This is a genomic window from Cellulomonas sp. P4_B5_2 (assembly GCF_056402235.1).
In genome coordinates this window covers 1-13582 of sequence record NZ_JBFUHU010000059.1, presented here as the reverse complement: position 1 = coordinate 13582, position 13582 = coordinate 1, and the positions used below count along the sequence as shown (strand labels likewise).

The 13582-nt window shown below is 72.6% G+C and carries 18 protein-coding genes; 9 read left to right on the top strand and 9 right to left on the bottom strand.

What is annotated here, in order from left to right; genetic code table 11:
• From AC1DUQ_RS06085 to AC1DUQ_RS06075, 3 genes are all read left to right on the top strand, one after another.
• A partial coding sequence (locus AC1DUQ_RS06085) for a fumarylacetoacetate hydrolase family protein (RefSeq protein ID WP_477073510.1) occupies nucleotides 1-271 on the top strand: 271 nt, incomplete at its 5' end.
• A 74-nt stretch (nucleotides 272-345) separates the two neighbouring features.
• The gene (gene gltX / locus AC1DUQ_RS06080) at nucleotides 346-1842 is read left to right on the top strand and encodes a glutamate--tRNA ligase (protein ID WP_477073509.1); all 1497 of its coding nucleotides are present in this window, start codon (nucleotides 346-348) and stop codon (nucleotides 1840-1842) included.
• Nucleotides 1842-2570: an HAD family hydrolase gene (locus AC1DUQ_RS06075; protein ID WP_477060518.1), complete on the top strand. Its 729-nt coding sequence runs from the start codon at nucleotides 1842-1844 to the stop codon at nucleotides 2568-2570. Before gltX ends, AC1DUQ_RS06075 begins: the two co-directional genes overlap by 1 nt.
• Here AC1DUQ_RS06075 and AC1DUQ_RS06070 read toward each other — a convergent pair.
• From AC1DUQ_RS06070 to AC1DUQ_RS06045, 6 genes are read right to left on the bottom strand one after another with little or no spacing between them, the layout of a single operon-like run.
• A complete protein-coding gene (locus tag AC1DUQ_RS06070) occupies nucleotides 2567-3307 on the bottom strand; it encodes a class I SAM-dependent methyltransferase (RefSeq protein ID WP_477060519.1) in 741 nt (246 codons plus the stop codon). The two genes, AC1DUQ_RS06075 and AC1DUQ_RS06070, sit on opposite strands and share 4 nt — an antisense overlap.
• A 28-nt stretch (nucleotides 3308-3335) precedes the next feature.
• Complete coding sequence (hisN, locus tag AC1DUQ_RS06065) at nucleotides 3336-4139, bottom strand: histidinol-phosphatase (RefSeq protein WP_477060520.1); 804 nt, start codon at nucleotides 4137-4139, stop codon at nucleotides 3336-3338.
• A gap of 31 nt (nucleotides 4140-4170) precedes the next feature.
• Nucleotides 4171-5247, bottom strand: a complete 1077-nt coding sequence (gene rsgA / locus AC1DUQ_RS06060; RefSeq protein WP_477060521.1) for a ribosome small subunit-dependent GTPase A — start codon at nucleotides 5245-5247, stop codon at nucleotides 4171-4173.
• Nucleotides 5247-6527: a 3-phosphoshikimate 1-carboxyvinyltransferase gene (aroA, locus tag AC1DUQ_RS06055; RefSeq protein WP_477060522.1), complete on the bottom strand. Its 1281-nt coding sequence runs from the start codon at nucleotides 6525-6527 to the stop codon at nucleotides 5247-5249. Before aroA ends, rsgA begins: the two co-directional genes overlap by 1 nt.
• A gap of 53 nt (nucleotides 6528-6580) precedes the next feature.
• A complete protein-coding gene (locus AC1DUQ_RS06050) occupies nucleotides 6581-7093 on the bottom strand; it encodes a DoxX family protein (RefSeq protein ID WP_477060523.1) in 513 nt (170 codons plus the stop codon).
• 11 nt (nucleotides 7094-7104) lie between these two features.
• Entirely contained in the window at nucleotides 7105-7650 is a 546-nt protein-coding gene (locus tag AC1DUQ_RS06045; RefSeq protein ID WP_477060524.1) for a ferritin, read from the bottom strand.
• An 86-nt stretch (nucleotides 7651-7736) separates the two neighbouring features.
• Between AC1DUQ_RS06045 and AC1DUQ_RS06040 the strand changes: the two genes are divergently transcribed.
• Nucleotides 7737-8540: a sigma-70 family RNA polymerase sigma factor gene (locus AC1DUQ_RS06040; protein WP_477073508.1), complete on the top strand. Its 804-nt coding sequence runs from the start codon at nucleotides 7737-7739 to the stop codon at nucleotides 8538-8540.
• Entirely contained in the window at nucleotides 8537-8809 is a 273-nt protein-coding gene (gene rsrA / locus AC1DUQ_RS06035) for a mycothiol system anti-sigma-R factor (RefSeq protein ID WP_056096731.1), read from the top strand. The genes AC1DUQ_RS06040 and rsrA overlap by 4 nt, the downstream gene beginning before the upstream one ends.
• A gap of 71 nt (nucleotides 8810-8880) precedes the next feature.
• On the opposite strand, the gene AC1DUQ_RS06030 is transcribed toward rsrA, so the two are convergent.
• Nucleotides 8881-8955 carry a 50S ribosomal protein bL37 gene (locus tag AC1DUQ_RS06030; RefSeq protein WP_155859599.1) on the bottom strand — a complete coding sequence of 25 codons (75 nt, stop codon included), beginning with the start codon at nucleotides 8953-8955 and terminating at the stop codon, nucleotides 8881-8883.
• A 120-nt stretch (nucleotides 8956-9075) separates the two neighbouring features.
• On the opposite strand from AC1DUQ_RS06030, the gene AC1DUQ_RS06025 reads away from it, so the two are divergent.
• The 3 genes from AC1DUQ_RS06025 (at nucleotide 9076) to AC1DUQ_RS06015 (ending at nucleotide 11740) form a co-directional block, all read left to right on the top strand.
• Nucleotides 9076-10164 (top strand): type IV pilus twitching motility protein PilT, encoded by a 1089-nt coding sequence (locus tag AC1DUQ_RS06025; RefSeq protein WP_477060526.1) that lies wholly within the window; start codon nucleotides 9076-9078, stop codon nucleotides 10162-10164.
• 146 nt (nucleotides 10165-10310) lie between these two features.
• Nucleotides 10311-11126, top strand: a complete 816-nt coding sequence (locus AC1DUQ_RS06020) for a DUF4097 family beta strand repeat-containing protein (RefSeq protein WP_477060527.1) — start codon at nucleotides 10311-10313, stop codon at nucleotides 11124-11126.
• Nucleotides 11127-11128: 2 nt separating this feature from the next.
• Entirely contained in the window at nucleotides 11129-11740 is a 612-nt protein-coding gene (locus tag AC1DUQ_RS06015; RefSeq protein ID WP_477060819.1) for a PadR family transcriptional regulator, read from the top strand.
• Nucleotides 11741-11760: 20 nt separating this feature from the next.
• Here AC1DUQ_RS06015 and AC1DUQ_RS06010 read toward each other — a convergent pair whose 3' ends face one another.
• Both AC1DUQ_RS06010 and AC1DUQ_RS06005 read right to left on the bottom strand, forming a co-directional pair.
• Nucleotides 11761-12360, bottom strand: coding sequence for a GDSL-type esterase/lipase family protein (locus AC1DUQ_RS06010; RefSeq protein WP_477060528.1), 600 nt, complete (start codon nucleotides 12358-12360; stop codon nucleotides 11761-11763).
• Between the two features lie 116 nt (nucleotides 12361-12476).
• A complete protein-coding gene (locus tag AC1DUQ_RS06005; RefSeq protein ID WP_477060529.1) occupies nucleotides 12477-12647 on the bottom strand; it encodes a hypothetical protein in 171 nt (56 codons plus the stop codon).
• Between the two features lie 93 nt (nucleotides 12648-12740).
• On the opposite strand from AC1DUQ_RS06005, the gene AC1DUQ_RS06000 reads away from it, so the two are divergent.
• Nucleotides 12741-13582: GlxA family transcriptional regulator (locus tag AC1DUQ_RS06000; RefSeq protein WP_477073507.1), on the top strand; the 842-nt coding region annotated here is incomplete at its 3' end.

Genomic DNA, 13582 nt, shown 5'->3' with positions numbered 1-13582 from the left:
CCCCTGGATCGTGCCGGGCCTGGACGTCGACGACCTGTACGTCCGCGCCCGCGTCAACGGCGTGCCCAAGCAGGACGGCCGCACGTCGCAGATGATCTTCGACGCGGCCTACCTCGTCTCGTACGTGTCCGAGGTGTTCACGCTCCTGCCCGGCGACCTGATCCTCACCGGCACCCCCGCGGGCGTGAGCCCGATCGTGGACCGGGACATCGTCGAGGTCGAGGTCGAGGAGATCGGCACCCTGCGCAACCCCGTGCTGCGCCGCCACTAAGTCTCCACGCCGGCTGCGGCGGAAGGACGAGCGTGCTGCGCAACCCGTGCTGCGCCGCCACTAACCTTGAGGCCGTGACTTCTCCCACCGGCTCTGCTGTACGCGTCCGCTTCTGCCCCTCGCCCACCGGGACGCCGCACGTCGGCCTCATCCGCACGGCTCTGTTCAACTGGGCGTACGCGCGCCACACGGGCGGCACCTTCGTGTTCCGGATCGAGGACACCGACGCGGCGCGCGACTCGCAGGAGTCGTACCTGCAGCTCCTGGACGCGCTGCGCTGGCTCGGTCTGGACTGGGACGAGGGTGTCGAGGTCGGCGGGCCGCACGAGCCGTACCGGCAGTCGCAGCGGATGGACCTGTACGCGGACGTCGCCCGCCGCCTGGTCGAGGGCGGGCACGCGTACGAGTCGTTCTCCACGCCCGAGGAGATCGAGGCGCGCCACAAGGCGGCCGGCCTGGACCCGAAGCTGGGCTACGACGGCGTCGACCGCGACCTGACCGACGAGCAGAAGGCCGCGTTCCGGGCCGAGGGCCGCGAGCCGGTCCTGCGTCTGCGGATGCCCGACGCGGACCTCTCCTTCGACGACCTGGTGCGCGGCGAGGTCACGTTCAAGGCGGGCTCGGTGCCGGACTTCGTCATCGTCCGCGCCAACGGCCAGCCCCTGTACACGCTGGTCAACCCGGTGGACGACGCGCTCATGGGAATCACGCACGTGCTGCGCGGGGAGGACCTGCTCTCGTCGACGCCCCGCCAGATCGCGCTCTACCAGGCGCTGGAAGCGATCGGCGTCGGCTCCGGGGCGCCGGTCTTCGGGCACCTGCCGTCGGTCCTGGGCGAGGGAAACAAGAAGCTGTCCAAGCGCGACCCCGAGTCCAACCTGTTCCTGCACCGCGACCGCGGCTTCACGCCCGAGGGCCTGCTCAACTACCTGGCACTGCTCGGCTGGTCGATCGGCCCGGACCGCGACATCTTCTCGATGGAGGAGATGACGGCCGCGTTCGACGCGGCGGACGTCAACCTCAACCCGGCGCGGTTCGACGTGAAGAAGGCCGAGGCGATCAACTCCGCGCACGTGCGGCTGCTGGCGCCCGAGGACTTCCGCGACCGGCTGGTGCCGTACCTGCACCGCGCGGGCCTGGTGCCGACCGACTCCTACGCGGACCTCTCGCCAGAGCACCGTGCCCTCCTCGACGCGGGCGCGCCGCTCATCCAGGAGCGCATCACGTTGCTGGGCGAGGCCGAGGGCATGCTCGGGTTCCTGTTCGTCGCGGACGGCGCCCTCCAGATCGCCGACGACGCCCGCGGCGCGCTGCGCGAGGAGTCCCCGGCCGTCCTCGACGCCGCCGCGGCCGCGCTCGAAGCCCTCACCGAGTTCACGACGACCGGCACCCAGGAGGCGCTGCAGTCTGCGCTGGTCGACGGGCTCGGCATCAAGCCCCGGTTCGCGTTCACGCCGCTGCGCGTCGCGCTCAGCGGACGACGCGTGTCCCCGCCCCTGTTCGAGTCGATGGAGATCCTGGGCAAGGAGTCCACGCTCGCGCGGATCGCTGCCCTGCGCGCCACGCTCTGATGCGGGTCGACGGGGTCCTGTTCGACATCGACGACACGCTCGTCGACACCCGCGGCGCGTTCGGTCACGCCCTGTCCGCGCTCGCGCGCGAGTACCTGCCGGACCTGCCGCACGACCGGTACGACGAGCTGGTGAGGGTCTGGCGCGCGGACGTCGGCGGCCACTACGCGGCGTACACGCGCGGCGAGGTCGGCTTCGTCGAGCAGCGGATGACGCGGGCCAACGAGCTGCACGCGCAGTTCGGGGGACCGGTGCTGGACGCTGACGCGTTCGCGGTCTGGGACGAGGCGTTCCAGGGTGCGTTCGCGGACGCGTGGACCGCGCACGAGGATGTCGAGGCCGTCCTGGACAAGCTCCTTGCCGCCGGCCTCGCGGTGGGCGCGCTGTCCAACGCGTCCGTCGAGCTCCAGACGATCAAGCTCGAGCGGGTGTCGCTGCTCGAGCGCGTGCCCATGCTCGTCGGCGTCGACACCCTCGGCTTCGGCAAGCCCGACCCTCGCGTCTTCGTCGAGGCGTGCCGCCGGCTCGGCACCTCTCCCGAGCGCACCGCCTACGTGGGCGACGAGCTCGACGTCGACGCCGTGGCGGCGCGGGAGGCGGGACTGCTGGGCATCTGGGTGGACCGTCCCGGTGGGCGCCGGCTCGCGCTGACGGACGCGGAGATCGTTGCGGCAGACGTCGTCGGGATCGAGTCCCTCGACCAGCTCCCGGGGGTTCTCGGGCTCTAGCGCAGCCGCGCCCGGTAGCACTCGGTCCGGTACGGCACCTCGATCCACTCGCGTCCGCGCAGGTCCGGATGGGCGGCGACGAGCCGATCGATCTCGTCGAGGAGCGCGTCTCGCTCGTCGGCCGGGAGCAGGATCAGGTGGCTGCGGCTGGCGGCGAGGGTGCGCAGGTCCGCGGCGCGCAGCCGCTGGGTCCAGGGGAACGTGGCGTGCTCCGGCTCGGTGAACGCGTCGCCGAGCATCGGGTCGCGGTAGCTGGTCTCCAGGCTGTCCCCGCGGTGCACGATCTCGGTCCAGCGCGCCACCCAGTCGGTCGACTGGTCGCGCACGTTCCAGATCGGCGCCACCTGACCGCCGGGCCGCAGGACGCGGGCGATCTCCGCGGAGGCCGCGGGTGGGTCCACCCAGTGCCAGGCCTGCGCGATGGTCACGGCGTCCACCGACTCATCGGGCAGACCGAGGTGCTCGGCCGTCCCGGGCAGCGCCTCGACGTCCGGAAGGGCGGCCGCCAGCTCCGCCCGCATCGCGTCGGACGGCTCCACGGCGACGACGTGCCACCCGAGCGCGACGAGCCGTTCGGTGAGCTTGCCGGTCCCGGCCGCGAGGTCCACGACGTCGCGCGCGTCCGGGGGGACGGCCCATCGGACCGCCTCGTCGGGGTAGCTGGGCCGGGTGGCCTGGTAGACGGCTGCGGCCCGGTCGAACGAGGCGGCGCGGTCGTCGCGGTCGTCGGTGCTCATGGCACCGATCGTGCCGCGACGGGAGGTGTCACGCCTCCGGCAGCGGGTCCAGGTACTCCAACGCGGCCTGGTGGAGCCGCCCGTTGGACACCAGCGCGGACCCGCCGAACGGGCCGGGCACCCCGCGGATCGAGGTGAACGTGCCGCCGGCCTCGGTGACGATCGGGACGAGCGCCGCCATGTCGTGCAGCGACAGCTCCGGCTCCGCGGACAGGTCCACCGCGCCCTCCGCGACCAGCACGTGCGACCAGAAGTCGCCGTACGCACGCGTCCGCCACGTCCGCCGGGTCAGGTTCAGGAACGCATCCAGCTGCCCGCGCTCCTCCCAGCCGCTCAGCGACGAGTACGACAGCGAGGCGTCCTCGAGGCGGTCGACCTGGGAGACGTGCAGCTGGCTGGCGGCGGCCAGCGACTTCCCGGTCCACGCGCCGTTGCCCTGCGCCGCCCACCAGCGCCGACCGAGCGCGGGGGCGCTGACCAGGCCGACGACCACCTGGTCGCCGTCCAGCAGCCCGATGAGCGTGGCCCACACGGGCACGCCGCGGACGAAGTTCTTGGTCCCGTCGATCGGGTCGATGATCCACCGGCGCGGCCCGTGGCCGGTGTCGCCCATCTCCTCGCCGTGCACCGCGTCCCGCGGTCGCGCCCGGGACAGCTGACCGCGGACGATCTCCTCGGCGGTCTTGTCGGCGTCGGACACCGGCGTGAGGTCGGGCTTCGTCTCCACCCGCAGGTCCTGCGCCTTGAACCGCGACATGGTCAGCGAGTCCACCTGGTCCGCGATCACGTGGGCGAGGCGCAGGTCGTCGTCGTACCCGGGTCGCAGGCTCATGCCCGACACGGTAGTGGTTCGTCGGTGCACGTCAGGGACGTGCGGGCTCCCGGTTGTCCGGATCTCCGCTGCCCAGGCGGCTGGCCAGGAGACGGCGGAACGACTCGACGCGGGCGGCGCGCGCCTCGCGGGTCGGCTCGTCCGGCGCGGCGGCGACCCAGTCGTCGAGCGCGCAGTCCGGGGCGTCGTCCGCGTGGGTGCACCCGCGCGGGCACTCCTCGGCGACCTCCGCGAGGTCCGCGAACGCGCCGAGCAGGTGCTGCGGGTCGACGTGTGCGAGCCCGAACGACCGTACGCCGGGCGTGTCGATGACCCACGTGGGCTTCGACGTCCCGGGAACGCGCAGCGCCACCGCGGAGCTTGAGGTGTGCCGACCGCGGCCGGTGACGTCGTTCACCACACCCACGGCCCGGTACGTGCCCGGGACCAGCGCGTTCACCAGCGTCGACTTCCCGACGCCCGAGTGCCCGACCAGCACCGACGTCTTGCCCTCCAGCGCCGCTCGCACGTCGTCGAGGCCGTGGATGATCCGGCCGCCGACGGACTTCTCCGCGCTGGTCACCACCACCTCGACGCCGATCGGCGCGTACATCCCGACCAGCTCCGCGGGATCCGCCAGGTCCGCCTTGGTCAGGGCCAGCAGGGCGTCCATGCGCGCGTCGTAGGCCGCGGCGACGCAGCGGTCGATCATGCGCGTGCGCGGCTCGGGGTCGGCCAGCGCGGTGACGATCACCAGCTGGTCCGCGTTGGCGACGATGATCCGCTCGATCGGGTCGGTGTCGTCCGCGGTCCGCCGCAGCACCGTCCGACGCTCGCCGATCCGCACGATCCGGGACAGGGAGCCGTCGTCGCCGGACGTGTCCCCGACGATGTCCACCCGGTCACCCGGCACCACGCGGTCGCGGCCGAGCTCCCGGGCCTTCATCGCGATCGCCACGCGCTCGTCGGGGCCGTCGGGGTCGACGAGGATCGCGTAGCGACCGCGGTCGACGGCGGTGACCAGGGCGACCTCGGCGTCGGCGTGCTCGGGGCGCTGCTTGGTCCGCGGGCGCGAGCCGCGACCGGGACGGATGCGGACGTCCCGCTCGTCGTAGCGCCGGGCACCCATCAGGCCAGCACGGCCGATCCGAGCATGCCGCCCCAGAGCCCGACGAAGTCGGGGATCGTCTTGGCGGTCGTCGCGACGTCCTCGACCTCCACGCCCGGGACCCGCAGCCCGATGAGAGCGCCCGCGGTGGCCATCCGGTGGTCCTCGTACGTGTGCCAGGTTCCCCCCGACAGCGGGCGTGGCGTGATGACCAGCCCGTCGGAGGTCTGCTCCGCCTGCCCGCCCAGACGCGTGATCTCGGCGGCCAGCGCGGCGAGCCGGTCGGTCTCGTGCCCGCGCAGGTGGGCGATGCCCCGCAGCCGCGTGGGGGAGTCGGCCAGGGTGGCGAGCCCGGCGATGGTCGGCGCGATCTCGCCGGCCGCGTGCAGGTCCAGGTCGACGCCACGGACCGCGCCGGTGCCGGTGACGCTCAGCAGGTCACCGTCGACGCGTGTGGTGGCGCCCATCCGCTCCAGGATCCCGGGCAGCAGGCCCCCGGGCTGCGTCGTCTGCGTCGGCCAGCCCGGCACGCGCACTGTTCCGCCGGCCACGAGGGCCGCGCACAGGAACGGGGCCGCGTTGGACAGGTCCGGCTCGACGCGCACGTCGCGGCCGGTGATCCGACCCGGCGCCACCTGCCAGATCGCAGGCCGCGAGTCGTCCACGTGGACGCCGGCCTCGCGCAGGAGGGCGACCGTCATCTCGATGTGCGGCAGGCTCGGCAGCGTCCGGCCGGTGTGCCGCAGGGTCAGGCCGCGCTCGAACCTCGCGGCGGCGAGCAGCAGCCCGGAGACGAACTGGCTGGACGCGGACGCGTCCACGTCGACCTGACCTCCGAGCACGGAGCCGTGCCCGTGCACCGTGAACGGGAGGTGCCCGGGCTCGCCGTGCTCCTCGACGCGCACCCCCAGCGTGCGCAGCGCAGTCAGCACCGGCCCCATCGGCCGGGCGAGGGCCGAGTCGTCGCCGTCGAACCGGACCGGGCCGTTGGCGAGCGCCGCGACAGCGGGCAGGAACCGCATGACGGTCCCCGCGAGACCGCAATGGACGGCGGTCGACCCCTGGACCGGGCCGGGCGTGACCACCCAGTCGCTGCCGTCCTCGTCGATCCGTGCGCCCAGGCCGGTGAGTGCGGCCGCCATCAGACGCGTGTCCCGTGACCGCAGTGCACCGCGTAGGCGGCCGGGGGAGTCGGCCAGCGCGGCGAGGACCAGGTAGCGGTTGGTCAGGGACTTGGAGCCGGGCACCTCGACGAGCGCGTCCAGGGGGGCGTCGGCGAGCGGTGCGGTCCACAGGTCCATGGCACCCAGGCTATCGGGGGTGCCGACGGGCACTGTGAGCGTCTCAGGCCCTCTCAGTCGGAGGCCTTCGCCGCTGCGTGCTCGGAGCGCGCCTTCTGCACGCGCCAGCTGATCCCCGGGCGGCCCTCGAGGTCGACACCGGCGATCAGGGCACCACCGGTGAACGCGAGCGCGCGCACGAGCTTGTCGCGACGGGCGCGCCGCAGCAGCGGGTCCTCGCCCTTGACGCGCTTGGTGGGCAGGTTGAGCAGGACGAGCGGAGCCGTCAGGGCCGCGAGCGCGAGCGCGGCCGTGCGCGGTGCCTTGCCGACCGCGAGCAGCACCCCGGCCGCGGCCAGCGCGGCACCGTGCGCCTGGACGATCGTGGTCAGCTGCCGGTCGCTGAGCTCGCGGCCCAGCACGTCTCCGGCCGGGCCGGACAGCGCGGGCTCGGGCAGCCGGCGGCGCAGCGTCGTCAGCGCCCCTCGGGCGTCGGCGGCGTGCGCGGCGGGGTGCCGGACGACGTCGAGACCCTCGGTGACGAACCACGAGGCGAACAGGGGACGCGCGATTCGGCGCAGCAGCACGGCAGCTCCTCCTACAGGGCGCCGCCGGCGGCGGACGGCGCGTCGGCGGACTCGCCACCGTCGCCGATCTGCTCGCGGGCGACATAGTTCTCGAGGTCGAACAGGTTGTCGCCGGCACGCGTGGCGACGGTGAGCAGCGTGGTCGCCGAGGCGACTTCCTCCACCTGCTCCTTGAGGAACCAGAGCAGGAACTGCTCGCCCAGGGCGTCGCCCTCGGCGCGGGCGGCCGCGAAGATCGCCTCGATCTGCGAGGTGACCTGCTTCTCCTGCTGGAGGGCCAGGCCGATGGGCTCGGTGACCTGGGTGAAGCCGTTGCGCACGGAGCTGCCGGCGGGGATCTCGACGTGCAGGTCCCGGTCCAGCAGGTACTGCACGATCATCAGCGCGTGGTTGCGCTCCTCGATCGCCTGCCGGTAGTAGTGCCGGGCCAGCTGGGGGAGGTCCTGCCCGTCGAACCACACGGCGATCGCCACGTACTGCTGGTGGGCGTCGAACTCGTGGCCGATCTGCTCACGGAGCAGGCGCAGGAAGGTGGAGTCCGCGGCAGTCGTCGTCATGCCGCCAACCTAGTGCGCGGGTGCGGCGCTGGCGACGCGTGTGCGGCAGCGGGAATGGTCCGCAGCGTCCTGCCGTTGTGGCCACCATGAGCTGTGCTACCGAGACGCGCGCTGCGACGCCTCCCGTGACCGGGTGGGCGGTCGGTACCCCCGTAGACACCCTTCCCGCCCAGTGGCCCGCGCAGATGCAGGCGTCCGGGGTGAATGTGTCGTGGCCCACGCCGGTCGGTGGTCCTCAGACTCCGGGACTAGGCTCGTCCGCGATGAGCGAGGACACGAACCGCGCGCCCGAGTCCGAGGGCGACGCTGCACGGACCGAGAGGTTCGAGGCCGAGGCGCTGGTCTACCTGGACCAGCTGTACGGCGCTGCCCTGCGGATGACGCGCAACCCGGCCGACGCCGAGGACCTGGTGCAGGAGACGTTCGCCAAGGCGTTCGCCGCGTTCCACCAGTACCGCCCGGGCACCAACCTCAAGGCGTGGCTGTACCGCATCCTCACCAACACGTACATCAACTCGTACCGCAAGAAGCAGCGCGAGCCGCAGCAGTCCCGCTCCGAGGAGATCGAGGACTGGCAGCTGGCCCGCGCCGAGTCGCACACGTCGAGGGGCCTTCGGTCTGCCGAGGCCGAGGCGCTCGACCACCTCCCGGACTCCGACGTCAAGGACGCCCTGCAGCGTCTGCCGGAGGAGTTCCGGATSGCGGTGTACCTCGCGGACGTCGAGGGCTTCGCGTACAAGGAGATCGCCGAGATCATGGGGACGCCGATCGGGACGGTGATGTCCCGGTTGCACCGCGGCCGCGCACAGCTGCGCGACCTGCTGTCGGACTACGCCCGCGGGCGTGGTCTGGTCGCGGTGGCCCCGACCGCGCCGGAGGGCGAACGATGAACGAGAGTGACCTGTCAGCGGGCAACTGCGGCAACAACTGCGCAGACGCTCTGGACCGGCTCTGGGAGTACCTCGACGCGGAGCTCGGGGCGCCCGACGCCGAGACTGTCCGGGCGCACCTCGCCGAGTGCGAGGGCTGCCTGGAGGAGTACGACGTCGACGTCGTGGTGAAGACGATCGTGAAGCGCGGCTGCCAGGAGGCCGCGCCGGAGCACCTGCGGCTGAAGATCCACGAGCAGCTGACCGTCATGCGCGTCACGCTCGACTGAGCGCCGCAGACCCGAACGACGAAGGCCCGGTGCAGCAGCTGCTGCTCCGGGCCTTCCCGTTCTCCGAACGCTCAGGCGTTGGGACGGTTGCCGTGGTTCGCGGCGCTGCCCTTGCGGGAACGGCGCTTGCGGCCTCGCTTGCTCATGGGATCTTCCTTCGTCGACGTACGGGGGGTCGGCGCCCGTGCTGCTCGCCGGACTCGTCTCCATCGTCCCACATCTCTCGCGCCCTCAAGTGCGGGGCGCCGACGTCCGATATCCAGTGCGTGAGCCAGCCGACACAGTCCGTCATCCCGTTCCTGCACGCCCTCGCGAGCACGGGCGGATCCGACCTGCACTGCAAGGTCGGTTCCGCGCCCCGCGTGCGCGTCGACGGCCGGCTGCGCAAGCTGCAGGTCCCCGACCTCAAGCCGGCGGACACCGAGCGCATGCTCGAAGAGGTCCTGCCCGACGACCTGGTGGACGCGTTCCGCGAGCACAAGGAGGCGGACTTCGCGTACTCCGTGTCCGGTGTCGGGCGGTTCCGCGTCAACGCCTACCAGGCGCGCGGCACGTACGGCCTGGTGTTCCGCCGGGTGGCCGTCGGGGCCCAGTCGCTCGCCGAGCTGTCCCTGCCCGAGGTCATCGGCGAGCTGGCGCTGGAGCCCCGCGGGCTCGTGCTGGTGACCGGTCCGACCGGCTCCGGCAAGACGACGACCCTGGCCTCGATGGTCGACCTCATCAACACGCTGCGCGAGGTCAACATCGTCACCATCGAGGACCCGATCGAGATCCTGCACCACGACAAGAAGTCGATCGTGTCCCAGCGAGAGGTGCGCCAGGACACGGCCGACTTCACGGTCGCCCTGCGTGCCGCGATGCGCCAGGACCCGGACGTCATCCTCGTCGGCGAGATGCGCGACGTGGAGACGGTCCGCGCGGCGCTGTCCGCGGCCGAGACCGGTCACCTGGTCCTGTCCACGCTGCACACCATCGACGCGGCCGAGACGGTCAACCGCATCATCGACTTCTTCCCGCCGCACGAGCAGAAGCAGGTCCGCATCGCGCTCGCCCAGGCGTTGCGCGGCGTGGTGTCCCAGCGCCTGGTCCGGCTGGCGAACGGCACGGGTCGTCGTCCGGCCATCGAGGTCATGGTCAACACCGGCCGCACGCGCGACGCGATCCTGGACCCCGAGGACGCCCCGCCGCTGATCGACCTCATCCGCGAGGGCGACTTCTACAAGATGCAGACGTTCGACCAGCACCTCTTCCAGCTGGTCCGGGACGACGCGATCACCTACGACGAGGCGCTCTCGGTGTCGACCAGCCCACACGACCTGACGGTCGAGCTGCGGCAGGCCGGCCTCGTGTCCTGATCTCCCACCGACAGAGCCCGTGACCGCCCGCGGTCACGGGCTCTGTCGTGTCCGCAGACGCGATATGACGTGAGTTCTTGCGCGGGAGCGGAACGCGATATAACGTGTCTCCAGACACGAGATATATCGCGAATGAGGAGAGCATCATGGCGAGCGAGTCCTGGGTCGTCGCCGGCCCGCAGATCATCGAGATCGAGTCGGTCACGGACCTCCGGGTGCAGCTGGTGGGCGGACGCGTCGACGTCGTCGCGCACGACGGGCCCGGCGCGCGGATCGAGGTGCACGACGTCGACGGCCGGCCGCTGGAGGTCAGCCTGTCCGACGGCGAGCTCCGGGTCGGCTACCAGTTCACGCTGGGCGGCTGGGACGGGTTCCTCGAGAAGTTCCGCAATTTCCGCGGCAAGGACCGCGCCGACGTGCACATCGCGATCCCGCGCGGCATCCGCGCGAAGGTCGGCACCGTGAGCGCCGACGGCCTGCTCGCCGGCGTGGCGGAGGACGCGTCGGTGTCCACCGTCTCGGGCACGCTCATCACCGACGGCACCGTCGGGCGCCTGAGCGCCAACACCGTCTCGGGCGAGATCGTCGTGCGCGACCACCGTGGGGACCTCAAGCTCAACTCGGTCTCGGGCGAGCTCGCGGCGTCGGGGGAGCTGAGCCTGGTGCAGGCCAACTCGGTGTCCGGCTCGCTGACGCTGGACGTGACGTCCGGGACCTCCAGCGTGACGGCGACGACGGTCTCCGGCGACGTCACGGTCCGCCTGCCCGCGGGCAAGGGCGTCCAGGTGAAGGGTCAGTCCGTCTCGGGGCGGCTCGTCGTGGACGGCGAGGAGTACAAGGGCACGTCGCCGGGGCATCGGAAGGTCGATCTCCGCACGGGTGACGGGGCGTGCTTCGTCTCCTCCACCACGGTGTCGGGGCACCTCACGGTGCTGCGCGGCGCAGGGACCGGGGTCGCGTGATGATGGCGCCGGTCTTCGCGCACGGACAGCTGCGCCTCTACCTGCTGTCGCTCCTGGAGAGCGGGCCCAAGCACGGCTACGAGCTCATCACGGCGCTCTCGGACCGCTTCGGGGGCACCTACCGGCCGAGCCCGGGCACGGTCTACCCCCGGCTCGCCCGCCTCGAGGAGGAGGGCCTGGTCCAGCGGGTCGACGAAGAGCGCAAGAGCACCTACGCGCTCACGGAGGCTGGCTACGCCGAGCTGAACGCGCGGCGTGCCGAGCTGGGCCACCTCGAGGAGGGGATCGCGGAGTCGGTCCGGGAGCGCGCCGCCCAGGTGCGCGAGGACGTGCGCGGGTCCATGCGCGGACTGCGCGCCGACCTCGCCGCGGCCGCCCAGCAGGCCCGTGCCGCGGCGGTCCCGCACACCACCGGCGACGTCCCGGACGACCCGCGGCTCGCGTCGCACGTCCGGTCCAAGGACGCCGAGGCGATGATCCAGCGGTTCCGCGACGAGATCCGCGCGGACCTGCGCCGGGCCGACGCCCGTGGGGCCGTGGAGCAGCTCACGCTCGACACCCTGCGGACCGTGCTGGACTCCGCGCTGACCGCCGTCCGCGGCACGTTGAGATGACGCTCTGGGTCCGCTGGCTGTCAGGCGCCGTCGTCGGGCAGGCCGAGCCAGGCGTGCCAGCCGGTGTGCAGGACCAGCCAGGCCATCAGGCCGTACCCGGCCTGTCCTGGCAGGATCCCGTCGCCCGCGGCGAGGTCGCCCAGCCACTGGTCGTGGGCGGCCAGGGGCGTGTACATGTCGACGAAGGGCACCCGACGCCGGGTCGCCACATCCGCGTACGCGGCTGACAGGTCGGCCAGCTTGTCGGCGTCGGCGGTGCCGCCCGGGGGTGGGCCGACGACGAACGCGGGGATCCGGCGCTGGTCGGCGACGTCGAGGATGTTCGCGAGGTTGAGCCGGCTGCGCGCGAGCGAGAGGCCCGCGGCGACGTCGGCCCGGCCGAGGGCGACGACGAGCCGGTTGTCGGCCTCGGGGGACAGGCGACGGGTGACCTCCTCGTCCCACCGGGCGCCCAGGGCGGTGCTCGTCTCGCCGGGGACGGCGAGCGTCAGCACGGTGAGGGTGTCCGGCGTCGGTGTCCTGGCCGTCACCCGACCGACCCAGCCGAGCCCCTTGGGGTCGCCCGCGCCGGCCACGAGCTCGTCGCCGACCACCGCCAGCCTCAGCGGCAGCTCGCCCACACGCCTCACCTCTCGCCGTCCGACCCGTCGTGCGACGGCCGCCGCCGCACAGTGTCTCAGGCTGCGGTAGCGCCCGCCGGTTCATCGGCGGGCCTGTCGCGAGCGGGCGGGAGGTGTCAGGCGCTGCGGTACGGGTGGCTCGGCAGGCCGGACGCCGTGTCCGACCAGTCGGCGTGGGAGGCCGGGGGCCGGGCGCTGCCCAGGCCGTCCCGGCGGACCGTGACGACGAGGCGGGCGACCAGCCAGGCCGCGCTGGCGAGTGCGAGGACGATCCATACGGTGGTCATGGCAGAAAGTCTCCGCCCGGCCAGAACGCGCCACGAGTGGCAGGACTGACGCTGACCGTTGACATTCCGCCACATCGTGCCGATGCTGGCCGCATGCTCCGATCCGTGGCCGCCATCGCCCTGCCGAACGTCGCCCCCTTCGAGCTCGGGGTGGCCTGCGAGGTCTTCGGCATCGACCGCCGGGACACCGGCGGGCCGTGCTTCGAGTTCACGCTCTGCGGCATCGAGCCCGGGATCGTGCCGACGAAGGGCGCCGGCTACTCCATCGTCGTGGAGCACGGCCTGGAGGCGACCCGCGACGTCGACCTGGTGATCGTCCCTGCCTACGGCGACACCGACGACGTGCCCGAGGTGGTGCTCGACGCCCTGCGGGCCGCGCACGAGCGGGGCGCCTGGGTGCTCAGCATCTGCAGCGGCTCGTTCGCGCTCGGGTACGCCGGCCTGCTCGACGGTCGGCAGTGCACGACGCACTGGATGTACACCGACGAGATGAGCAGGAGGTTCCCGCGGGCGCGGCTCAACCCCGCCGTCCTCTACGTCGACGACGAGCACGTCATCACCAGCGCCGGCACGGCCGCCGGCATCGACGCCTGCCTGCACCTGGTGCGCCGCGAGCTGGGTGCCGCGGCGGCGTCGGCCATCGCCCGTCGGATGGTCGTCCCTCCGCATCGCGACGGCGGACAGGCCCAGTACGTCGACACCCCGCTGCCCTGCGACGCCGACACCCTGGCCCCGCTGCTCGCCTGGATGATGGAGAACCTCGAGGAGGAGCTCAGCGTGCCGGACCTGGCCGCCCGCGCCTTCGTCTCCGAGCGGACGTTCGCCCGACGGTTCCGGGCCGAGACCGGGACGACGCCCGCCGCCTGGGTCACCCGGCAGCGCGTGGTCCGGGCGCAGGAGATGCTCGAACGTCCGGGCGCAGGAGATGCTCGAAC

Coding starts and splice junctions, on each gene's coding strand:
- AC1DUQ_RS06045 (WP_477060524.1), bottom strand. CDS start 7,650: ATGACGACGACTGCCGCGGACTCCACCTTCCTGCGCCTGCTCCGTGAG.
- AC1DUQ_RS06015 (WP_477060819.1), top strand. CDS start 11,129: ATGGCGCCGGTCTTCGCGCACGGACAGCTGCGCCTCTACCTGCTGTCG.
- hisN (WP_477060520.1), bottom strand. CDS start 4,139: ATGAGCCTGCGACCCGGGTACGACGACGACCTGCGCCTCGCCCACGTG.
- AC1DUQ_RS06005 (WP_477060529.1), bottom strand. CDS start 12,647: ATGACCACCGTATGGATCGTCCTCGCACTCGCCAGCGCGGCCTGGCTG.
- rsrA (WP_056096731.1), top strand. CDS start 8,537: ATGAACGAGAGTGACCTGTCAGCGGGCAACTGCGGCAACAACTGCGCA.
- aroA (WP_477060522.1), bottom strand. CDS start 6,527: ATGGACCTGTGGACCGCACCGCTCGCCGACGCCCCCCTGGACGCGCTC.
- rsgA (WP_477060521.1), bottom strand. CDS start 5,247: ATGGGTGCCCGGCGCTACGACGAGCGGGACGTCCGCATCCGTCCCGGT.
- AC1DUQ_RS06070 (WP_477060519.1), bottom strand. CDS start 3,307: ATGAGCACCGACGACCGCGACGACCGCGCCGCCTCGTTCGACCGGGCC.
- AC1DUQ_RS06075 (WP_477060518.1), top strand. CDS start 1,842: ATGCGGGTCGACGGGGTCCTGTTCGACATCGACGACACGCTCGTCGAC.
- AC1DUQ_RS06020 (WP_477060527.1), top strand. CDS start 10,311: ATGGCGAGCGAGTCCTGGGTCGTCGCCGGCCCGCAGATCATCGAGATC.